Source organism: Litchfieldia stipae, assembly GCF_014837155.1.
GTDB lineage: Bacteria > Bacillota > Bacilli > Bacillales > Bacillaceae_L > Litchfieldia.
Window position 1 is genome coordinate 160,370 of sequence record NZ_JACYHA010000004.1, and the last position, 21,916, is coordinate 182,285.

Below are 21,916 nucleotides of genomic sequence, written 5' to 3' on the forward strand. Positions count from 1 at the left end.
CAGTGTCACATGAAGTGCTGTCTTATTTTTTATGCGATTTAATGAAACCCCTTTCAAGTCCATAAAATTGTCCCCTATACCTTAGTTTTGTCTCCTACCACTAACAATAAAGTTCAATTATTCTAGGTTTAGAGATTAGTATAAACTAGTTTAAATAATAAAAACTGTCATGAAAGCAAACAAAAAGAGGAGGAAATTCCAATGGCAAATAAGAAATTTGCTGCGAAAAATGTAAGCGGTTGGAAAGCGACGATTGCAGTTGCGATGGCAAACTATATTGAAGCAGGTTCGATTATAGCTGCTGCAAGTAGTTTGACACTTTGGCAAGCGTATCTAAATATTGATAGCATGGGAATCGGGTTGTTAAGTGCATTAAGTGCAAACGCTTTCGGTGCTGCGATTGGGGCGTTAATTGGTGGACCTTTAACCGATAAGTATGGAAGAAAATTTATCTTTAGCTATGATTTATTAGTTTATATGATTGGTGTTGCGTTAATTGCGGCTTCGGTAAATTTCCCGATGCTGTTAATCGGTACAATTATTACTGGATTAGCTGTTGGTGCAGGGGTGCCAGTATCATGGACTTATATCGCAGAGGAATCTCCACAACATAAGCGGGCCGCACATGTTGGAACAGCACAACTTGCCTGGTCGATTGGACCAACTTTAACATTCGCGCTAGCCGTTATTTTGGCTCCACTTGGATTGCTTGGTTCAAGACTTATTTTTCTTCACTTACTAGTGATTGCTTTTGCGACTTGGTATATTAGACGTGGTTTAGATGAATCAAAAATTTGGGAAGAGCAACAAGAAAAGGAAAAGCAAGAAGCGATTGAGGGCAAGATTAAACCAAATGTACTTAAGGAATTATTTACATTAAAAGCAAATCGTCAAGCTCTTGTCTTATTAATAGGAATCTACTTATTCTGGAATTTAACAGCAGGAGCCATGGGATACTTTATGCCATACATCTATGAAAATGTTGGAGGCCTAAGTACAGCACAAGCGAATATCTTACAATCATTTTTATGGTTAATAACTGTTGTAACGACATACTTTTTATTTATGAAGCTTGGTGACAAAGTAAGTAGAAAATCGTTATTTGGAATCGGTGCTGGAATGGGGGTAGTTGCTTGGATTATCTTAACCTTCATGCCGATGACGTGGCCAACTTTAATCTCGTTCGTTATCCTTTGGGGGGCAGCTGCTGGTATTGGTGCTCAAGCCTTCTATGCTTTATGGACGAGTGAACTATTCCCAACACGTTATCGTGCAAGTGCACAAGGGCTTATGTATTTTATCGTTAGAACTGGAATTGCCATTTGGTCGTTTATGTTACCATTATTGATGGATACACTTGGCTTTACCGTAGCAGGTATGGTTATGATTGTCTTTTTAGTAATCCATATGATCATTGGTATCTTTATGGCACCAAATACACAAGGGAAAACCCTACAGCAAATTGAAAAAGAACGTTATGGAGACATCCTTGAAACCCATCAAGATAGGAAAACAGTTTAATTTCAATATGAAAGACGCTTAAGCTTTTTCTCAAAAATATGTGTTTATATAACTGAGATATTAACAGTATTGAATAATAAGTAAAACTCGCTAAAGTAATTGGCGAGTTTTTTTATTTAGGCTGTTTTCTCAAAGTTTGTTGTTTTTTGAGATAAATTAATTAAAAATAGATTTCTAGCAGCCTGAATACACGGAGACTCCCGTGGGATGCGTAGCCTAAGTGAGACCCCGCAGGAGCGTTAGCGACGAGGAGGCTCACCGGTTACCCCACAGGACGCGGAGTGTATTCAGGCTGCGGTATTCAAAGCAACAATACATACGAAAACAGCCTTTATTTATATAAAGTTCGCTGATTGGGATAAGGTGGTTTATCTCTTAGTGTTTTAAAATGAAGATTACTTGGATTTTAAGATGAAACTCAAATCTCCCTTGTTAAGTAGGATGTCTCCGTCCTAAATTAAGTAACAAGCAAATCAGAATAAGGGAAGATTTTCCGGTTAAGTAAAGCGAAGCCTGTCATTTTAGCATGATTTTGAGACAATAGGAGGAAATTCTTCCTCTATTTAAGCTATTTTTAAAAAGAATGATTAAATAAGCGAAATTTTGACGTCTATTTTCAGCTCTGACAGTTTTGGGGAAATCAATAAGGTAGACAGTTTTTTGAGTAGCGGAGAGACTGGACAAAAAATCTCCATAATTTTATAAATAATCAAATTGACTACCGACATTTGTTAGCTTAAATTTAAACCAAAGAAAGTTTTAATAATAGGAGTGAGAGACTGACCAATCAATATGTCTTTCAAACTACTAGATCGTCCATTTTTGATTCAAATCGTTAGCTAATTAGATTTCTCTCATCAGAGAACAGGAGGACTTCATATCATGAATAGCCATCAAAAACGATTACTTTGGATTCATGGTGCATACGGGTTAGCATCAACTATGGCTGGTTTGTTTTTAAATTTATATTTGTGGCGTATTAGCAATGATATGAATGTGAACGCGATTTATATGATTGGTACGTTTTTATTTGGTCCACTTGCTTTTTGGGTTGGAGGTAAAATAGCTAAAAAGTTCGATCGCCTCTTTAGCTATCAGCTTGGGATTGCACTAACCGCTTTTTTCTATATATTAGTTGTCCTTTTGCAAGAAACAGTGGCAACTATTCCTTTCTGGATTGGTGTACTTAGTGGATTTTCTACAGGAATGTATTGGTTAGGCTTTTTTGTTATCTTATATGATATTGTGGAAACAAAAGACAGATCTGCATTTATGGGAAAACAAATGGCTGTGTTAGGGACTGTGACAACAACTGGCCCTGCATTTGCAGGTTTTGTCATTACAAGGTTTGATTCCTTAATAGGTTATACAGTTATTTTCACGCTTGCAACGATTCTGTTTATCACTGGATTTATTTTAAGTTTTAAGCTACCTAGAGATCACTATGCAAAACGGAATTTGCGTATTCCATTGATTTTTCGTTTTAATAGACGGTTCTTTACTATGAAGAAAATGTGGCCCGGATGGATCATTTGGGGTGGATGTGAAGGATTGATTTTCTTCTTACCAATGCTGCTGATATACCAAGAGTTAAATAGTGAGTTTTTAGTTGGACTAACAACAATTCTTCTTGGAGTCATTGCGATTGTTTCTAGCTTATGGCATTCCAAGCATAATCCGTTTGAGAAGCAGCATCAGACGGTCTTATATACATGGATTCTATATGTCATTGCAGCAGCTCCTTTATTGTTTAATGTGAATCTGTTTTCTGTATTCGTTTTCATCATTGCGAATGAAATTTGTAAGGCCTTATTAAGTGTGTCATATTTTGGGTATTTCTTGAAGGTAGTAGAGGTTCTGCCGAAGCGCTCTGGACTTCGAACGGAAATGTTAGTCTACCGGGAGTGGCTTGTGAATTTGGGACGTACGATTTCAGTCCTTTGTTTTATCTTCTTTCATTCAGTCTCACCAAACTTAATCTTTTTCGTTCTATTTGGAACGATTTTTCTACAAGGAATATTGTACGTCATTATGGTAAATGGAAAATCAGAAATGAATAGAGTTGACTATGATAAACATCAAGCACCATCCATTCCGAGTTAATGAAATTTACTTAGAATAAAAAAATTAGCACGACTATGTTATAATGAAACGGAAACTAAATTTGAAATCCGCATTTGCGGTGGAGGTTCTAGCTACCCTCTAAAAAAAACTAAGGAAAACAGGACTGCATTCTTAGTGGTGCTGTTTTTTTGTGTAAAAGGAGAAATTTTGGATGATGAAAAATGAAAAAGCGGTTGTTGTTTTTAGCGGAGGTCAAGATAGTACGACTTGCTTATTCTGGGCAATGCAGCAATTTAGAGAAGTAGAAGCAGTAACGTTTAATTATAATCAACGACACATTACAGAAATTGAATGTGCAAGAAATATAACGCAGGAATTAGGGATTAAGCATCATATTTTAGATATGTCCCTTTTAAATCAATTGGCTCCCAATGCATTAACTAGAGATGATATCGCTGTTCAAGATGGTGTAGAAGGAGAACTTCCTAATACGTTTGTTCCAGGACGAAATCTGTTATTTATGTCATTTGCGGGTGTGCTAGCAAGTCAGGTAAAAGCAAAGCATATTGTAACAGGTGTCTGTGAAACTGATTTCAGCGGATATCCAGACTGCCGTGATATATTTATTAAATCATTAAATGTCACTCTAAATCTCTCGATGGACGAACAATTTGTTATTCATACTCCACTCATGTGGATTAACAAAGAGGAAACGTGGAAGATGGCAGATGAATTAGGTGCATTTGATTTCGTTCGTGAAAAAACATTAACTTGTTATAATGGAATTGTGTCTGATGGTTGTGGTGAGTGCCCTGCATGTAAGCTCCGTCAAAAAGGTCTTGAGGATTATTTAGCTATTCGAAAGGGGCAATAAGCGATGACTGATTTTCGTATAGTAGAAAAGCTTCAGGTCATAGATAAAGATATTATGCGTGAGCAGTTGAAGTACCATAACAAGAGAATAATGGTCAGTAAGGAATTCACTTTTGATGCAGCCCACCATTTGCACGCTTATGATGGTAAATGTATGAATTTACATGGACATACATACAAAGTGATTTTTGGGATTAGTGGTTATGTAGATGAACGCGGACTATTCATTGACTTTGGTGATATCAAAGAAATCTGGAAGAATGAGATTGAAGTCTATCTCGATCATCGCTATTTAAATGAAACCCTACCACCAATGAACACTACAGCCGAAAACATGGTAGTATGGATATATGAAAAAATGAAAGAAGCATTAAATAAAGCTGATCGAAAGCAACAATATATAGGAGCAAGAGTTGAATTTGTTCGTCTCTATGAAACTCCTACTAGTTATGGAGAAGCAAGACGGGAGTGGATGGAAGTTGAGTAAGCTACCTGTCATGGAGATATTTGGCCCAACGATTCAAGGAGAAGGGATGGTCATTGGACAAAAAACAATGTTTGTTCGAACGGCTGGCTGTGATTATTCCTGCTCCTGGTGCGATTCTGCATTTACTTGGGATGGTTCAGGAAAAGAGCTAATCAAACAGATGGATGCAGAAGAGATTTGGGAAGAACTAGTTTCAGTTGGTGGAAACCGCTTTTCTTTTGTAACCATCTCAGGGGGAAATCCTGGCTTACTAAGGAATCTAAGTGACTTAATTGTAATTTTAAAAGAAAATAATATGAAGATTGGTTTAGAGACACAAGGAAGCAAATGGCAGGATTGGTTTTTGGAGATTGATGAATTAACGATCTCTCCAAAGCCACCCAGTTCTGGAATGGTGACTGATTTCGAAGTGCTGAGCATGATTATTAACAATCTAAAAGTTGGGAATCCTACTAATAATTTGAGCTTAAAGGTTGTTGTGTTTAATGACTTGGATTATGCTTATGCAAAAAAAGTGCATCTGCTATATCCAGAGGTACCATTTTTCTTGCAGGTAGGGAATGATGATAATAAAACAACTGATGATAGACATCTAGTCAATCATTTACTACAAAAATATGAGTGGTTAATCAACAAGGTTATGCAAGATACTGAATTAAACGACGTAAAAGTACTACCTCAGCTTCATACCTATATTTGGGGGAATAAGCGTGGCGTATAATTTCGGTATGAGAGAGAACAAGATTTTGTAGATAAGGGGTAGGAGGAAGTAAAATGGCAAAAGTAAATCATGCCCAAATTGAAGAGGCAGTTAGATTAATATTAGAAGCGGTTGGCGAAGATCCAAATAGAGAGGGTCTTCTAGATACGCCAAAACGTGTGGCAAAAATGTATGAGGAAGTATTCTCTGGATTAACGATTGACCCTAAAGACTATTTTGAAACGATTTTTAGTGAAGACCATGAGGAGCTTGTATTAGTGAAGGATATTCCATTTCACTCGATGTGTGAGCATCATCTTGTTCCATTCTATGGGGTTGCACATGTGGCATACATACCTAGAAATGGTCGTGTGGCAGGATTAAGTAAGATGGCAAGAGCAGTTGAGGCTGTTTCACGTCGTCCACAACTACAGGAGCGGATCACCTCGACAGTAGCAGATACAATGATGGAAACACTAGAGCCACATGGCGTAATGGTGGTCGTTGAAGCAGAGCATATGTGTATGACAATGCGTGGGGTTAAAAAACCTGGTGCGAAAACAGTGACATCAGCAGTCCGTGGAGCATTTAAAACAGATAGTAATGCAAGGAAAGAAGTCCTAAGTTATATTCATAATTAATAGTTTGATATAAAAAAAGCAATCGATATTATTCGATTGCTTTTTTTGCATATATGGAAGCGTAAGAACCGTCCCTACTTATAGCTTTCAAATATTTTGCCTGCGATGCCCATGGCTTGAACGGCTTTTGGGAATCCGCAGTAAGCTGCACATTGGATGATGATCTCAATGATATCCTCTTTTGATAATCCAACTTTTAAGGCGCCATGCACATGAACTTCAAACTGTTCGAAGGCACCCTGTGTAATAAGGGTAGTTAATGTGATGATTTCCTTTTGTTCTAATGATAGACCAGGGCGACCATATACATCACCAAAACCAAATCCGACAATCATTTGCCAGAGGTCAGGAGAAATGTTTTTAATCCCTTCCATTTGGTTTATTGTATCTTGAGAAAACATTTCTTTTAATGTTGAGATTCCTGTCTCATAACTGGTGTTGTTCTTTTCCAACGTTATTGCCTCCCCATTGTTGGTGGAATTTCTTCAGGATCTACAATGACTTCAACCACTGCTGGTTGATTCGTATCTTGAGTGTGTTGTAGTGCTTTGAAGATTGCTTCCTTTAATTCAATTGGATTATTACTTCTATAGGCCTGCAAGCCCATGGATTGAGCAAATAAAGAAACATTTAACGGAGTTTCATAAATAGCTCCAATTGATTTTCCATTCATTTTTTTCATGCCTTTTTCAACCATATCTAATCGACCATTATTAATGACGATATAGAGGACAGGAACTTGATAGTTCATGGCAGTTGAGATTTCAGTACCATGCATGAACATACAGCCATCTCCGACTAAGCATACAATAACTTCATCAGGTGCTGCCACTTTTGCTCCTATTGAATAACCTATAGCATGCCCCATCGCCCCAAAAATATCATCAAAAAAGAAGCTTCCAGGCTTGAAAATATCATAATATTTGATTCCATAAAATGTATGACTGCCATCGTCTCCAAACAAAATGGCCTCATCTGGTAATGCATTTCGAATGACCTTGATGGTTGTTTCTGCTGACATCAACTCTGCTTGATTCGTTTCTTCAACTTGTAATAACTGCTTTGGTTGATCAAAAGCAGAAGAATCGCTCTTTGGTACATCTTTTAGCAGTAATTGAAGGTTTGAACGAATGTCCCCTAGAATAGGTAATGTAGGTACCTGGACTGTTTTTCCAATAAAGGTTTGATCATAGTCAAAATGGATTAATTGCTTTGGATACATCGACGGGGCAAATCCAGCGGTTGACATATCACTTAGCTTTGAGCCAATGACAAGTAACAAGTCGATTCCACCTTGTTGTAGGAATTCACCAGCTTCAGGTGTACCACCTAAACCAAAGGCACCTAAGGAAAGCTTATGGTTACTAACGAATGTTCCTTTTCCTCCAGGTGTTGTCATGACTGGGATATTCCAATGCTCAGCAAGATGCCTAACTTCATCATACGCTTGACTTGAATGAACCCCTTTTCCTAAAAACATTAGGGGGCGTTTTGCCGTATTAAGAAGTTCTTTTACTTCATCGAGCAAAGGTGAAACCATTTGACGAATCTCTGGTAAATCAAGCTCGAATGGTTCAATTTCTTCTAATAAAACATCGAATGCAATTGATAAATGAACAGGCCCTTTTACTCCTGAATATGCTTTTTCCAATGCATGTTGTAAAAGTGGCTGTAGCATCGCACCTTGTTCGACTCTGGCACTGAATTTTGTAACAGGTTCAAACATCTTTACTAAATCAGTCCCGAATATAGAGGAGTCTTGTCCCATTGGCTTTCCAGTTCCCTTTGAACCAGGATGCCCAGTAATGATTAATACTGGCAAATGTGATGCGTTAGCTTGACCAGCAGCAGTTAAAAGATTCGTTCCACCTGGACCAGAGGTACCAAGTGCCACACCTAATTTTTTATTCATAAGGGAATAACCAGCAGCAGCATAACCAGCTCCTGTTTCATGCTTAGCTAGAATGAATTGAACTCCATTTGCATCAGACGCATAAATTAAAGGAGAAATAGGCTTACCTGGTATCCCGAAAATTTGATCAATTCCCCATCTTTTGAAGTTTTTTGCCAAGATGGTAGCGCAAGTTTCAACCATTATAAATTCACCTCTCTTTAAAGAATTGACATGCCTGCAGTTGTTCAACAGGTATTGGCTTACAAAATAAATATCCTTGGAAGGAATCACAATTATTATTTTTTAAAAAGGTTAATTGTTCTTCAGTTTCAACACCTTCTGCAATTACTTTAAGGTGTAGGTTATGAGCTAATGTAATGATTGCTTTTACAATATTCTTGTCGTTAACATCCTTTAAAATATCCTTCACAAATGAACGATCAATTTTTAAATAATCGATTGGAAACTGTTTCAAATAGCTTAAGGAGCTATAGCCTGTCCCGAAATCATCCATACTAATACTAATTCCAATAGCCTTGAGTTCCTCTAATACCCTTAAGGCATAATTAACATCCATAGCCATTGATTCGGTTATTTCTAAGACTAAATATGTTGGATCAAGATCGGTTTCTTCAAGCACACTTTGCACAAATGAAACTAAATTATCTTTCAAGAATTGTTGTGCAGAAAGATTCACAGCAATTTTTACAGGTTCAATACCTGCTTTTTGCCACTTTTTATTTTGAATACAAACCTCTTTGATAATCCACTCACCAATTTCAGTGATCACACCACTTTCTTCAGCGAGGCGTATAAATTTATCGGGGTATATTAACCCAAGTGTTGGATGATTCCATCTAATAAGAGCTTCTAATCCAACAAGACTTTCAGTTTCATTACAGATTTGTGGTTGATAATGTATCACAAGCTCATTATTTTCTAAGGCATTACGTAATTCAGTCTCAAGCTTGGATTCTTCTCGCAGGTGACTAAGAATATCAGGTTTGAAAATAAAGAATCGATTTTTCCCTTGTGATTTGGCCTGATACATCGCATTATCAGCATTAATCATAAATTCTTCTAATGAGATAGGTTTATCAGGGTAGATCGCAATACCAATGCTGACAGTTGTGTGAAAATAATTTGATTTCACATTAAAAGGCTTGGTAAATTGATTTAATATTTTTCTAGCTTTTGTAATGACATCTTTTTCACTCTTCACATTTTTTAATAGAAAAATGAATTCGTCTCCACCCATTCTAGCAAGCTGATCGTTTTTTCCTAAACATCTTTTCAATCGTCTCGTTACTTCTTTTAGTAGAATGTCACCATTAGAATGGCCGAAGTTATCATTAATGACTTTGAAGCGATCTAAGTCTAAAAACATGATCGCAAGAGAAGGGTCTTTCTTGTCAATGAGAGCTTCGATTTCCTTTTGAATGAATCTTCTATTTGGTAATCCAGTAAGATCATCATGATAAGCTAAATAGTTGTACTTCTCCTCAATTAAATATCTATCAGTGATATCACGGAATTGTCCAAAAGCTCCAACCATTTTGTTCTCTTCATAAATAGGCTGAGCGTCAAATAATACAACAACTGGTTTACCATTGGAATTTTCGAACATAAGCTCGACATTCTCATATCGTTCTTGGTGCTCAATCACCTTTTTGAAGTATTCTCCTGTAATGTCTGAATCGAGAATACTTCTTCCAATAACATCTTCTCGAGTGTGATTTGAAATTTTTTGGGCAAAGTCATTAAACTCAGTGGTTATCCCTTTTTCATCCGTAATAACAATGCCATTTCTTGTTCTGCTTAACATAATTTGATTCATAATGTTCAGCTTTCGATTTTGCTTCCGTAGCAATAATTCACGTTCAATGACATCGACATTCTGCGAAAGCATTGCCAAAAAAAGAGGGTTTTGAAAGTGAATCGGCATCATAATCGAAACACTTCCAAGAAGATGGTCTTCATCTTTATAATGAAATGCTGCACCATAACAAGCAACCTCATAAAGAAAACTATGATAGTGATCTTCACCAATTAAGGTAATAGGATGCTTTTGTTGAAGGGCCAGACTTACAACGCTTGTCCCAGTATCTTCTTGAGTAAAGAGACTACCTTCTTTTATGCCAAATTGCTCAATTGTGGATTTAATTGATTCATCACCGACCATATCCAATAAATAGCCTTCCGCATCAGAGATTACGACCAATATAGGTGTCCCTTTCAAAGAATCAAGCAGTTTATGAGAAAAGAAGTTAACAACTGACAAGATTTCACTATATGCCTGCCGTTTGCTCTGGAGTTCTTCTTTGGTCATAAACCTTTTGGGCTTGGCAATGATATTTGGATCCATCCCACTAGCCTCACACAATCGCTTTGATTCTGTTATGTAATAAGGTTCCTCTCTAGTAGACATTTCTTCACCTCCAAGGAAGCGTAGGGACGGTTCTCACGCTTCCTTCTAACAGTCTAAATAAACAGTACAATCAAGATTCTTACTATGTAGTATTATCAAAATAACTTTTATTTATGAAGTTGAGGCCCGTGAATGGAAGTTTATGAAATTAGATGATATTTATAAGTTCTCTCCATTACTTGCAATCACTTTTTTATACCAATAAAAGCTATCCTTACGGCGTCTTTTGAGTGTTCCGTTCCCTTCATCGTCTAAGTCAACATGGATAAAACCATAGCGCTTAGACATCTCAGAGGTAGAGAAGCTTACTAAATCAATTGGCCCCCATGAGGTATAACCTAGTAACTCAACACCATCTCCAATTGCTTCTTTCATTTGTTCAATATGCTGTTTTAGATAATTGATTCGGTATTGGTCATGGATCCTTCCATCTTCCTCTACTTTGTCAAAGGCACCTAGTCCATTTTCCACAATGAAAAGTGGCTTTTCATAGCGCTCATAGAACATATTTAGAAGCGTACGGAGCCCAACAGGGTCGATTTGCCAACCCCAATCTGAAGCACTCAAGTATGGATTCTTCATATTGGTAAGAATGTTTCCAGCTGCCTGCTCACCAGCGGTTTCAGGTCTAGCTGCAACCGTTGACATATAATAACTAAGTGACACAAAGTCTACAAGGTTATTTTGCAGGATTGCTGCATCATCAGGCTGTGTTTCAATCCTAACCCCATGTTCAGCAAAGAAACGATTCATATAGGCTGGATAATGACCTCGAACTTGAACATCTGTAAAGAAGAAGGTTTTATGTTGATCTTGAAAAGCTGCAAGCACATCTTCTGGATGTGGGCTATTTGGGTAGTTGATCATCCCAAGCACCATACATCCAATTTGTCCATCAGGAACGAGGCGGTGACAAGCTTCAACAGCCAATGCACTTGCTATAAATTGATGATGGGCGGCTTGGTATGTTGCCTGAAGAACATGATCATCCTTTACTTGATCACTTAAGATCCCACCACTAATAAACGGACTCATCAAAATCGAATTAATTTCATTAAATGTAATCCAATACTTTACTTTCTTCTTATAACGATCTAAAACCGTTTCAGCATAACGAACAAAATAATCAATCACTTTGCGATTTGTCCAACCACCGTATTCCATTGATAAATGGAGAGGCATTTCATAGTGAGACAAAGTGACAATCGGCTGAATATCATTATATAGCAATTCATCTAATAAATCATCATAAAAAGCCAGTCCTGCTTCATTTGGCTCAGCTTCAATTCCATTTGGAAAAATACGGGTCCAAGCAATTGAAATTCGGAATGTCTTAAAGCCCATCTCCTTAAATAAAGCGATATCTTCCTTATAACGATGGTAAAAATCAATTCCGTAACGTTTAGGGAAATGTCGTGACTCCTGATTTTCCAATGCTTCTTTTATATCAGTAGAAGAAGGGAATGGAAGATGGAGTCCTTTATCACGGTCTTTTGGGTTAATGCGTTCTAATACGTCATCAACGGATAACCCCTTTCCCCCTATGTTATAAGCTCCTTCTATTTGATTTGCAGCAGTTGCACCACCCCATAAAAAGTCCTTTGGGAATGATAAGTTGAAGTGATTCATATGTAAATCTCCTTTGTTTGAACTAGTTGTTTAGAGGTACGAATAATTAATTCTAGGTGCTGAATTGATGAGTAGTTTCCCGTCAACCTCTTTAAGGCCCACTCTGAAGCTATTTGGATTTCCAGGAATCGTTATAGCTGCAAATGAAGCATTTTCCTGATCTGATTCTAGATGTATCGTATATGTTACATAAGTATGTGTACCAAAATGAAAACGTCGTCGTATCTTTTGATGTTTATCTTCACAGAACAAGCCTTCGTGGAGCTTCTCGCTCGTTAATTCTTCTCCTATTAAAGTACTTAATCTTTCAATTACATCAGCTTTACTAATCATAGCCTTCGTCCTTTCACTAACCAATTATTCATTATTGTAAATGAAAATCCTATAATAATAAATCATTCTGTCAGTAAATCTGACTAATAAATCATGTCAAATGACAATAAGACTGGTAAGTGTACTCTGTTTGTCATTTCCAAATTTAAGTATATTAAAAAACAACTTGAAAAATCTTGCAATTATGTCAATATAGATAGTATGGATTAATAATCTAATAGTTTATATACTATTTGTGTAAGGAGCGATTAATCATTCAGAAGTTGATTCTTTACAATTGAACTCTGGTGTATTAAATCGTAAGTATATGACCAATATTTTTGGTTTAAATGAAAGCGTTTCCTGTATAGTCGTAGTAAAAATCTAAGGTTGGGGTTCTAATTGATGAAAATGATGAAGAACTTAAAATTGTTAAAACCAACAGAATATAAACACTTAAAAATTAAATATAAGCTGATCTTATTTATTTTGATCCTGTTACTTGTTTGTCTATTTTTTATCATCATTGGCTTTCAAGTTGCATTTAACACTTATGATGAACAAATATATGGCAAATCATCACAAGTACTAATAATGTCTTCAAATCGAATAGAAGATGAACTTAAGAATATAGAGGATGTTACTTACAGGGTAGCGACTGATACTGTCATCCAAAATGCTTTAATTGAATCTAGTGAGAGTTTGACAAAGTATGATAAGTACCGAATTGAACAAGAAATTTGGGAGAAGCTTACTAGTTATATTGGATCAGAGAAGTATATTCAATCAATCCATCTATTCGATCGAAATGGGAAAGAATTTAGAGCTGGTAGATCCCCCTCTAAACATTTATATGAATCAAAGATGCAGCTTATAAATGCAGCAGAGTACGAGAATGGAAGCAATATTTGGATGTCCCTAAAAAGCTCCAATAACTCTATTTTTTCTACGAGGGAAATTAGATCGTATAAGAGGTTAAAGTTCGAGCATCTTGGAACGTTAATTGTGGAAGTAAGATTACATGAGATTGTAAAGGAGCTTTCTACGAAATGGGAAGGTGAAGGGTTTATTGCCATTTCTAAAGGGGACGATTTCTTTTTCGTGGAAGATCCGACCATTAACCCAAATAGACTTCAACTTTCAGCAAGTGATTCACAAGGTTACAGTATACAAAACCTTTTAGGGCGCAGTCACTTTATCACCTATTCTAAATCTCCTTATATGGATTGGACATATTGGGGAATTGTTCCATTTGGCTCCATGTTTGCAAAGGTAACTGCAATAAAGTATATGGTAATCATTTTATTTATAACCATTATGATTTCATCTATCTTATTAGTCATTAGGTTTTCAAAAAGAATTACAAATCCAATTGAGAATTTAGTCTCAGCGATGAAATTTGTTCAAAAAGGCGACTTTAAGGTCAATGATACATTCACACCATCTCAATCAGATGATGAGGTAGGGATCTTACATCGTAATTTCTTTCACATGATTGAGCATATTAATGAACTGATTAAAGAAAATTACGAAAAACAATTATTAATAAAGGATACAGAATTTAAGGCGTTGCAGTCTCAAATTAATCCACACTTTCTCTATAATTCTCTGGAATCGATTAATTGGTTAGCAAAGTTGAATAATCAACAGCAAATATCGCAAATGGTGGAATCTCTTGGTTTTTTACTCAGAAATGCGATAAGTATCAAAGAAGATGTCATCACAGTTCAAGAAGAGGTGAAGATGGTTGAGCATTATGTAACCATTCAGAAATTCCGTTTTGAAGAGCGACTTGATTTTTCGTTAAATGTAGATGAAGACGTTAAGGACTGTGTCTTACCGAAATTGGTCATTCAACCACTTGTTGAAAATGCGATTAATTATGGGTTAGAAACGATGATTGAGGAATGTAAGATTCAAGTTTCATTGATAAGAGTGGGAGACCATCTTCATCTCAATGTTGAAGATAATGGTCCAGGAATGGACGAAGAGCATCTTGGATTGGTACGAACTGGTAAAATGAAAACAAGAGGAACTGGCATTGGTTTACGTAATATTGATTCAAGAATCAAATTTGTATTCGGACCAGAATATGGATTATCGATTGATAGCGAACTTAACAAAGGAACAAAGGTAAGTATAATTATTCCATATCAGAAGAGGTGGGATCATGTACAAAGTATTATTGGTTGATGATGAAAGAATAATTTTAGAAGGAATATCACAAATCATTAAGTGGGAGGATTTGGGGACTAAGCTGATAGGAAAAGCTAGAAATGGAATAGAAGGCTGTGAATTTATAAGAAGAGAACAACCAGATATAGTGATTTGTGATATAAAAATGCCAGGAATGAATGGTCTTGAACTAGTTGAGATGATGTCAAAGGAATTTCCTTCTATCAAATTTATCATTTTGTCAGGCTTTAATGATTTTAATTATGCGAAGCAAGCGATGGCTTTTGGAGTGCAACATTACTTACTTAAGCCATGTAATGAGAAAAGTATTGCAGATGCGCTATCGAAGGTTATTGAAGATTTAAATCGTGATGCAAAACGAGCAGAATTTCTAATTGAAACGAAGAGCCGACTTGATCAAGTACAGCCATTAGTCAAAAAGCAATTGTTAAAAGAATTTATTTCAAGCAAGCAAGAGAATAATAGAGGCATCTATTTCTATGAAAAACTTCTAAGAATGAATTTCCAAGAAGAATATATTCGTCTTATTATGTTTCGAATCGAAGGGGAATTTCATTATGAGCATATGTTTGTGATTGAAAATCTCGGAGAGGATTTATTCTCTAAATCGATTCTATCAACAAGTATAGGCGATAATGTCTTGTTCCTTGTAAATGAACAGGAATTTAATCATCTTCAATTGAAGATTGAGCAATTAAGAGATCATTTTTACGAGATATACAGAATGGATATGACTGTGGCAATCAGTGAATATGATTGTATTGCGAGAGTGAGAAACCTTTATTTAGAAGCTCTAGAATGTTTGAATCATCGCTTTTATTTAGGTGAAGGAAGTATTATTACGAAAAATGATATCCATAAAGATCAATATATGGTCAACAATTACGAGTATGATGGTCAAAGCTTGAGCATGTTTATTAAGTCAGGCAATCTAGAAAAAGTAGAAGCTGAGATTACGTGCTTCTTTCATGATCTAACTGAGAGAAGATTCCCGATTAATGTAGTTCGTGCTCATGTGATGCAAGTATTTCTTGCCATCATTCAAAACTCTGACTCTATTAAAATTCAGAGTTATATTGATAAAATGTCGAAGCTGATTGAAATGGATACGATACAACAAATGGAAGAGTTCTTTCTTTCTGCTGCAAAGGAGATAACTCAGGTACATTATGACAGACATAAGTCTAACCATTCTGTGATCATTCAAAAAATCATTGATCTTGTTGAGCAAAATGTCGCAAATACTGATCTTTCACTTAAATGGGTAGCTAATAAGGTCTATATGAATGCTGATTATTTAGGGAAACTCTTTAAGCAGGAGATGGGCCAGAAGTTTTCTAGCTATGTGACCCAAATGAGAGTGAATAAAGCGATAGAGCAAATTCATCAGATGGAAGAGGTTAAAGTTTTTGAAATAGCAGAGATGATCGGGTTTGGCGATAACCCGCAATACTTTAGTCAAGTATTTAAAAAGCTAACTGGATATTCTCCAACTGATTACAAAAAAGCAAACTAACTCTGGCTCATTATCTTAAAATAGATAATGAGTTTTTTTGTATTTACTAAATATAAATTTTAGGAGAAAGAGTTCACTGATTTTTAAACAGTGTACTCTGTTTTTTACATGTTAAAAGAATACAAAAGCCTATAAAATAAGAAATGTAAACGCTGACAAAAAAGAAAAAAGGGGGAAATAAGAATGAAAAAATGGTTAATGTTGTTTTTATCAGTTTTATTGGTATTCACTTTAGCAGCATGTAATAGTGGTACTTCAAGTGAACCTTCTGATTCAGGAAGTGGTTCAGGCGATGGAAAGACAGAAGAAGTTAAACTTCGTATTGCTTGGTGGGGATCAGAGCCTAGACATGATTACACACTAAAGGTTATTGAAATGTACGAAAAAGAAAACCCTGGTGTAAAAATTCAAGCTGAATATGCTAGCTGGGATGACTACTGGAAGAAGTTAGCACCTCAAGCTTCAGCATCACAATTGCCTGATATCATCCAAATGGACTTATCATACTTCTCTCAATATGCAGAGAATGGGCAATTAACAGATCTAACTCCTTATATTGGGAACCAAATTGATGTAACAAACTTCACTGATAACTACATCGATGGTGGAAAAATCGGTGATCAATTATACGGATTTAACACTGGAGTTAACGTAGTTGGTTTTCACTATGATGAAGCAATCTTAAAAAGCGTTGGAATCGACGCTCTAGATGAAAACTGGACTTGGGATGACTACAAAGAGATGGCACTAAAAGCAAAAGATGCTGGAATCTTTGCAGATACTGGTATGAAAGCTGATGTATTCTTCAATTACTATCTAAGAACACAAGGTAAAACTCTTTATAACGCTGATGGCACTGGATTAGGTTATGATGACGACCAACTATTTATTGACTTCTTCGGAATGCTTTCTGATTTAGTTAAAGAAGGTGCAGTTCCAACTCCTGACTACTTAGCACAAGTAAAAGGAATTGAAGATGATCCTGTAGTTAAAGAAAATGCAATCGGTATTTGGCAATGGTCTAATCAGTTCGTTGGTTTACAACAAGTAGCAAACAGACCACTAAAAATTCATAATATGCCTGGGCCGAACACAGCTGATGGTTTATATCTAAAGCCTGGTATGTTCTGGTCAGTTGCTAATAACTCAAAGCACAAAGAAGAAGCTGCTAAATTCATTGATTTCTTTGTAAACAATGAAGAAGCAAACAAATTAGTTTTAGGAGATCGTGGTATTCCTGGTTCTTCTGCTGTGAAGGAAGCGCTTAAGCCAGTTCTTTCACCTGAACAAGTTCAAGTGTTTGAAAGCGTTGAATGGGCTGAACAAAACAGTTCAAACTTCGATGGTCCAGATCCAATCGGAGCGGGTGAAATTATTGAGTCACTTGATCGCTTCTCTGAACAAATGAACTATGGTCAGCTTTCAGTAGAAGATGCTGCAGTTCAATTTAGACAACAAGCAGAAAGTATTCTAGCTCAGAATAAATAATAACAAAAAGGGGACTGATAGCTGATCAAAGGTTGGTCAGCTATCATCCTTTATCATAGGATGTAATTTAGCCTAGAAAGGAAATGATCGTATGAATTCACGTGCTACCAAGCAAAATTTAACAGGCTATTTATTCATAAGTCCTTTTATCATTGGATTTCTGGCATTTACCTTAATCCCAATCCTAGCTTCCTTATATTTTTCATTTACAAAATATAACCTATTCGGAGATCCGACATGGATAGGATTAGAAAACTACAAGAAAATGTTCACAGCTGATCCAAGATACTGGCAATCTCTAAAAGTTACTCTCATTTATGTATTTGCCGGAGTTCCAATGAGACTTGCATTCGCACTTATGGTCGCAATGATACTAAATACAGCGTCAAGAGCTGTTGGACTTTATCGTTCATTATTCTATTTACCTTCTTTAATTGGAGGAAGTGTTGCAGTCGCAATCATGTGGCGTAACATCTTCGGAGATGAAGGGATTATCAATCTATTACTAGGATTCTTAGGTATTCCAGATGTTCGCTGGTTTGGAGATCCTACTGCAGCACTTTGGATGCTTATCTTCCTATCAGTTTGGCAGTTTGGTTCATCCATGTTAATTTTCTTAGCTGGTCTGAAAAGCATTCCAGTTACGTATTACGAAGCAGCGAGTGTGGATGGAGCGAATTATTTCCAAAAGTTAACAAAGATTACTCTACCAATGTTAACTCCAGTTATCTTATTCAACACAATCATGCAAACAATTGCTGCATTTATGACCTTTGTTCCAGCATTCATTATTTCAAAAGGAACAGGTGGTCCATTAGACGGAACACTTCTTTACTCACTATACCTATTCATTCAAGGTTTTGAATTCTTCAATATGGGATATGCGTCAGCAATGGCTTGGATCATGCTAATTATCGTTGGAATTCTAACCGCAATCATCTTCTTCTCATCGAAGTTCTGGGTTCATTATGAATCTGAAGGGGGGAAATAATATGCAAACCGAACAAAATGTAAAACCATTTGCAAAACTAAAAGGAATGAGAGCTCCAAATGTTAAGTCACCAAAATGGTGGATCTACCATTTGTTAGTTGGTACGTTTGCAGTTCTTATGCTTTATCCAGTAATTTGGTTATTAATGAGTTCATTTAAACCAAGTGATACGATTTTCGTAACTGCAAAATCATTGATTCCAGATCCTTGGATTATCGAAAACTATTTCAAAGGTTGGGAAGGAATTGGTGGAAACACGTTTGGCGTATTTATTAAGAATACGGTGATTCTAGTAATTTTTACCATGGTAGGTCAAGTGATTTCCTCAGCTTTCATTGCATATGGATTTGCAAGACTATCATTCTTTGGAAAAGGATTTTGGTTTGCATTAATGATGGTAACGCTAATGTTACCATATGAGGTTGTTATGATTCCTCAATACATCATTTTTGCGAAGCTTGGATGGTTAGACTCGATAAAACCGATTGCAGTTCCAGCGTATTTCGGACATCCGTTCTTCATCTTCTTACTCGTACAATTTATTAAATCAATTCCAAGAGAATTGGACGAAGCTGCAACAATTGACGGTTGTGGACCATTTAAAATCTTCTATAAGATTATTTTACCGTTAATTAAACCAGCATTAGCAACTGCAGCGATCTTCTCATTCTATTGGACTTGGGATAACCTATTAGGACCAGTTCTATACTTGAATAGTCCTGATAAATACACAGTATCAATGGCATTAAATATGTTCTTAAGTAATGAAACAGTTTCAAACTGGGGTGCAATGTTTGCCATGTCAATTGTTTCTCTAGTACCAGTATTTGTAATCTTCTTCTTATTCCAAAGACATGTTGTTGAAGGAATTAGCACAAGTGGATTAAAGGGTTAAGCTTTCTAAAGCTAGCCCTCTAAATCCAGCAATGTATGAATGATTGAATCTATAAAAAAGGGAATGAGTAATTATGGTGGAAACACATGGATTTATGGGTGCTGTAAATAATGTTCTGGAATGGATTTCAAGATTGGCACTGCTTAATATACTATGGATCTTCTTCACATTCCTTGGTCTCATTGTACTTGGTTTCTATCCAGCTACTGTTGCAATGTTTTCAGTAGTAAGAAAGTGGGCAATGGGAGATTTTGAGGCTTCCGTTACAAAAGTGTTTTGGAACTCTTACAAAAAGGAATTTAAGAAAAGTAATTTGCTTGGAGGCGTTATTTCATCCGTAGGACTTGTTGTCTTCATTGATTTTCTTTTTCTAAGGCAAGCTTCACCTGAAGTGCAAAGTTTCTTATTCGTTCCTTTTCTTCTCATTTTGATTCTTTTTATTTGTACATTGTTTTATGTCTTTCCAATGTATGTTCATTATGAAATGAGCATAAGAGATGTTCTTAAAAACTCATTTGTTGTTATGGTAATGAGGCCTCTATCAACATTAATGATCCTTGTTTGTGGGATTGGATTTATGATTCTATTATCATTTGCCCCGCCGCTTCTTATCATATGTAGTGGAAATGTGTTTGCATTAATGATGATGAAACCAGCAATGAACGCATTTGAGCATGTTAACCGTAAATATGAAAAGGCGATGGCAAAAGAGCTAGAGAAACAAAACCTATTAAGTTAATTAATAGGAAGTAGACCTTATCATTGTAAATGTTTACAATTAACTAAAAGGATAACCCCCTGTTTTTTATACAATGTTCTCTAAAAATTCAATTTAGATAGAGGATAACATCTAATAAACTAACATTAGTTAACATTTACAAAAGGATGGTCTTCGTGATAAAACATTTGCCTTTTTTCCTCACGTTGATTCTATTGCTCACTACAGCTTGTAGTGATGGTAGATCATCACAGAACGAACAAGATGATGAACCGATCACAATTAAGGTTTCATGGTGGGGAAGTCAACCGAGACATGAGTACACAACAAGGATGATTGAACTGTATGAACAAGAGCATCCAAATATAAATATTGAACCTGTATTTGCCGATTGGAGTGATTATTGGAAAAACTTAGCTCCAATGGCTGCGGGAAATCAACTTCCAGACGTCATCCAAATGGATCTTGCGTATTTGGCTGAATATGGTGAGAAGGGTATGCTAGAAGATTTAACACCCTATATTGAAGAAGGAATTATCGATACTTCTGCGATTGAAAAAAGTGTCATTTCAAGTGGGAAAATCAAAGACAAGCTATTCGGATTTACGATTGGAATTAATGTTTTATCAGTTATCTCAAATGACCACCTGCTAAATCAAGCAGGAGTAGCCATAGATGAAGATGAGTGGTCATGGGATGAAATGGAACACTTAACACTAGAAATTAAACGGAAGACTGGCGTCTATGGGTCAAATGCAATGAATCCACCAGATGTTTTTTTTCCATATTATTTAAGAACAAAAGGTGAGCAGTTTTATAATGATGAGGGAACAGGACTTGCCTATTCAGATGATCAATTATTTATTGATTACTTTAACAGACAGCTAAAAATGATTGATGGAGGAGCAATCCCGACTCCTGATGAATCAGAGGTAGTAAGAGGGATGGAATACGATTTTATTGTTCAAGGAACATCAGCATTAACATGGAATTATTCAAATCAGTATGCTGGATTTGATCAGCTTACAGATGCACCGTTAACACTTCATTTACCACCAGAGCATCTTAACAATGAAGCGTTATTTCTAAAGCCTAGTATGCTATTTTCAATTCCAAAAAGCTCTAAGGTGAAGGAAGAGGCAGCGAAATTCATTGATTTTTTTGTTAACAATGTCGAAGCAAACAAAATAATGAAGGCTGAGCGCGGAGTACCCGTTTCTTCAAAAGTATCAGAAGAAATGAAATCTGTACTTACAGAAGGTGAAGTTAAGATGTTGGATTATGTGAATCGAGCATCTAAGATGACAAATGAAACATATCCACCTGATCCTGAAGGAAGTTCACATGTGATGGAAGTACTTAAAGAAATTTCTAACCAAATCTTATTTAAGAAAATTACGCCTGAAGAGGGAGCTAAAATGTTTCGGGAGCAGGCTGAAGAGATATTGAAAAACAGATAAATCAAGAAGGCAGGCAAACGATGCCGACACTTAAATTTGATTGATCTTGTTGTGAAAAGAATTTTTGAAATGCGCTTTAGGTAGATGAAAAGATTAAAAAAAC

At 36.1% G+C, this 21,916-nt stretch carries 18 protein-coding genes and 1 riboswitch; of the genes, 13 read left to right on the forward strand and 5 right to left on the reverse strand.

Translation table 11 applies throughout. The annotated features are described in order from the left end of the window. Positions 1–201: 201 nt before the first annotated feature. The 6 genes from F7888_RS06750 (at position 202) to folE (ending at position 6,286) form a co-directional block, all read left to right on the forward strand. A complete protein-coding gene (locus tag F7888_RS06750; RefSeq protein WP_191778416.1) occupies positions 202–1,521 on the forward strand; it encodes an MFS transporter in 1,320 nt (439 codons plus the stop codon). A gap of 882 nt (positions 1,522–2,403) precedes the next feature. Next, on the forward strand, positions 2,404–3,624 hold the full coding sequence (locus tag F7888_RS06755) for an MFS transporter (protein WP_191778417.1): 1,221 nt from the start codon (positions 2,404–2,406) through the stop codon (positions 3,622–3,624). Positions 3,625–3,700: 76 nt separating this feature from the next. Then, positions 3,701–3,743: riboswitch (PreQ1 riboswitch) on the forward strand. 56 nt (positions 3,744–3,799) lie between these two features. Further along, positions 3,800–4,459, forward strand: coding sequence for a 7-cyano-7-deazaguanine synthase QueC (gene queC, locus F7888_RS06760; RefSeq protein WP_191778556.1), 660 nt, complete (start codon positions 3,800–3,802; stop codon positions 4,457–4,459). Positions 4,460–4,462: 3 nt separating this feature from the next. Then, positions 4,463–4,945, forward strand: coding sequence for a 6-carboxytetrahydropterin synthase QueD (gene queD, locus F7888_RS06765; protein ID WP_191778418.1), 483 nt, complete (start codon positions 4,463–4,465; stop codon positions 4,943–4,945). Next, positions 4,938–5,666 carry a 7-carboxy-7-deazaguanine synthase QueE gene (gene queE / locus F7888_RS06770; protein ID WP_191778419.1) on the forward strand — a complete coding sequence of 243 codons (729 nt, stop codon included), beginning with the start codon at positions 4,938–4,940 and terminating at the stop codon, positions 5,664–5,666. Before queD ends, queE begins: the two co-directional genes overlap by 8 nt. A 53-nt stretch (positions 5,667–5,719) precedes the next feature. Continuing rightward, positions 5,720–6,286, forward strand: a complete 567-nt coding sequence (folE, locus tag F7888_RS06775; RefSeq protein WP_191778420.1) for a GTP cyclohydrolase I FolE — start codon at positions 5,720–5,722, stop codon at positions 6,284–6,286. Between the two features lie 74 nt (positions 6,287–6,360). Here folE and F7888_RS06780 read toward each other — a convergent pair whose 3' ends face one another. The 5 genes from F7888_RS06780 to F7888_RS06800 all read right to left on the reverse strand — a co-directional run bounded on the left by F7888_RS06780 (position 6,361) and on the right by F7888_RS06800 (position 12,570). Beyond that, complete coding sequence (locus F7888_RS06780) at positions 6,361–6,738, reverse strand: carboxymuconolactone decarboxylase family protein (protein WP_225228633.1); 378 nt, start codon at positions 6,736–6,738, stop codon at positions 6,361–6,363. A gap of 2 nt (positions 6,739–6,740) precedes the next feature. Then, the gene (locus tag F7888_RS06785) at positions 6,741–8,381 is read right to left on the reverse strand and encodes a thiamine pyrophosphate-binding protein (RefSeq protein WP_191778421.1); all 1,641 of its coding nucleotides are present in this window, start codon (positions 8,379–8,381) and stop codon (positions 6,741–6,743) included. Between the two features lie 7 nt (positions 8,382–8,388). Then, a complete protein-coding gene (locus F7888_RS06790) occupies positions 8,389–10,608 on the reverse strand; it encodes an EAL domain-containing protein (RefSeq protein ID WP_191778422.1) in 2,220 nt (739 codons plus the stop codon). A gap of 159 nt (positions 10,609–10,767) precedes the next feature. Beyond that, on the reverse strand, positions 10,768–12,237 hold the full coding sequence (locus tag F7888_RS06795; RefSeq protein ID WP_191778423.1) for a glycoside hydrolase family 1 protein: 1,470 nt from the start codon (positions 12,235–12,237) through the stop codon (positions 10,768–10,770). Positions 12,238–12,267: 30 nt separating this feature from the next. After that, positions 12,268–12,570, reverse strand: a complete 303-nt coding sequence (locus F7888_RS06800) for a hypothetical protein (protein WP_191778424.1) — start codon at positions 12,568–12,570, stop codon at positions 12,268–12,270. Positions 12,571–12,954: 384 nt separating this feature from the next. On the opposite strand from F7888_RS06800, the gene F7888_RS06805 reads away from it, so the two are divergent. From F7888_RS06805 to F7888_RS06835, 7 genes are all read left to right on the forward strand, one after another. Beyond that, on the forward strand, positions 12,955–14,742 hold the full coding sequence (locus F7888_RS06805; protein WP_225228634.1) for a cache domain-containing sensor histidine kinase: 1,788 nt from the start codon (positions 12,955–12,957) through the stop codon (positions 14,740–14,742). Continuing rightward, complete coding sequence (locus tag F7888_RS22895) at positions 14,720–16,261, forward strand: response regulator (protein ID WP_191778425.1); 1,542 nt, start codon at positions 14,720–14,722, stop codon at positions 16,259–16,261. Before F7888_RS06805 ends, F7888_RS22895 begins: the two co-directional genes overlap by 23 nt. A gap of 183 nt (positions 16,262–16,444) precedes the next feature. Continuing rightward, positions 16,445–17,749 (forward strand): ABC transporter substrate-binding protein, encoded by a 1,305-nt coding sequence (locus F7888_RS06815; RefSeq protein WP_191778426.1) that lies wholly within the window; start codon positions 16,445–16,447, stop codon positions 17,747–17,749. A 91-nt stretch (positions 17,750–17,840) separates the two neighbouring features. Continuing rightward, entirely contained in the window at positions 17,841–18,740 is a 900-nt protein-coding gene (locus F7888_RS06820; protein ID WP_191778427.1) for a carbohydrate ABC transporter permease, read from the forward strand. A 46-nt stretch (positions 18,741–18,786) separates the two neighbouring features. Next, complete coding sequence (locus tag F7888_RS06825; RefSeq protein ID WP_191778559.1) at positions 18,787–19,635, forward strand: carbohydrate ABC transporter permease; 849 nt, start codon at positions 18,787–18,789, stop codon at positions 19,633–19,635. A gap of 73 nt (positions 19,636–19,708) precedes the next feature. After that, on the forward strand, positions 19,709–20,374 hold the full coding sequence (locus F7888_RS06830) for a YesL family protein (RefSeq protein WP_191778428.1): 666 nt from the start codon (positions 19,709–19,711) through the stop codon (positions 20,372–20,374). Positions 20,375–20,520: 146 nt separating this feature from the next. After that, positions 20,521–21,813, forward strand: a complete 1,293-nt coding sequence (locus F7888_RS06835; protein WP_191778429.1) for an ABC transporter substrate-binding protein — start codon at positions 20,521–20,523, stop codon at positions 21,811–21,813. The last annotated feature ends 103 nt before the right edge of the window (positions 21,814–21,916 follow it).

Coding starts and splice junctions, on each gene's coding strand:
- F7888_RS06805 (WP_225228634.1), top strand. CDS start 12,955: ATGAAAATGATGAAGAACTTAAAATTGTTAAAACCAACAGAATATAAA.
- F7888_RS06800 (WP_191778424.1), bottom strand. CDS start 12,570: ATGATTAGTAAAGCTGATGTAATTGAAAGATTAAGTACTTTAATAGGA.
- F7888_RS06790 (WP_191778422.1), bottom strand. CDS start 10,608: ATGTCTACTAGAGAGGAACCTTATTACATAACAGAATCAAAGCGATTG.
- F7888_RS06815 (WP_191778426.1), top strand. CDS start 16,445: ATGAAAAAATGGTTAATGTTGTTTTTATCAGTTTTATTGGTATTCACT.
- F7888_RS06795 (WP_191778423.1), bottom strand. CDS start 12,237: ATGAATCACTTCAACTTATCATTCCCAAAGGACTTTTTATGGGGTGGT.
- queC (WP_191778556.1), top strand. CDS start 3,800: ATGAAAAATGAAAAAGCGGTTGTTGTTTTTAGCGGAGGTCAAGATAGT.
- F7888_RS22895 (WP_191778425.1), top strand. CDS start 14,720: ATGTACAAAGTATTATTGGTTGATGATGAAAGAATAATTTTAGAAGGA.
- F7888_RS06755 (WP_191778417.1), top strand. CDS start 2,404: ATGAATAGCCATCAAAAACGATTACTTTGGATTCATGGTGCATACGGG.
- F7888_RS06830 (WP_191778428.1), top strand. CDS start 19,709: ATGGTGGAAACACATGGATTTATGGGTGCTGTAAATAATGTTCTGGAA.
- F7888_RS06820 (WP_191778427.1), top strand. CDS start 17,841: ATGAATTCACGTGCTACCAAGCAAAATTTAACAGGCTATTTATTCATA.
- F7888_RS06750 (WP_191778416.1), top strand. CDS start 202: ATGGCAAATAAGAAATTTGCTGCGAAAAATGTAAGCGGTTGGAAAGCG.
- F7888_RS06785 (WP_191778421.1), bottom strand. CDS start 8,381: ATGGTTGAAACTTGCGCTACCATCTTGGCAAAAAACTTCAAAAGATGG.
- folE (WP_191778420.1), top strand. CDS start 5,720: ATGGCAAAAGTAAATCATGCCCAAATTGAAGAGGCAGTTAGATTAATA.
- queD (WP_191778418.1), top strand. CDS start 4,463: ATGACTGATTTTCGTATAGTAGAAAAGCTTCAGGTCATAGATAAAGAT.
- F7888_RS06825 (WP_191778559.1), top strand. CDS start 18,787: ATGAGAGCTCCAAATGTTAAGTCACCAAAATGGTGGATCTACCATTTG.
- F7888_RS06835 (WP_191778429.1), top strand. CDS start 20,521: ATGGTCTTCGTGATAAAACATTTGCCTTTTTTCCTCACGTTGATTCTA.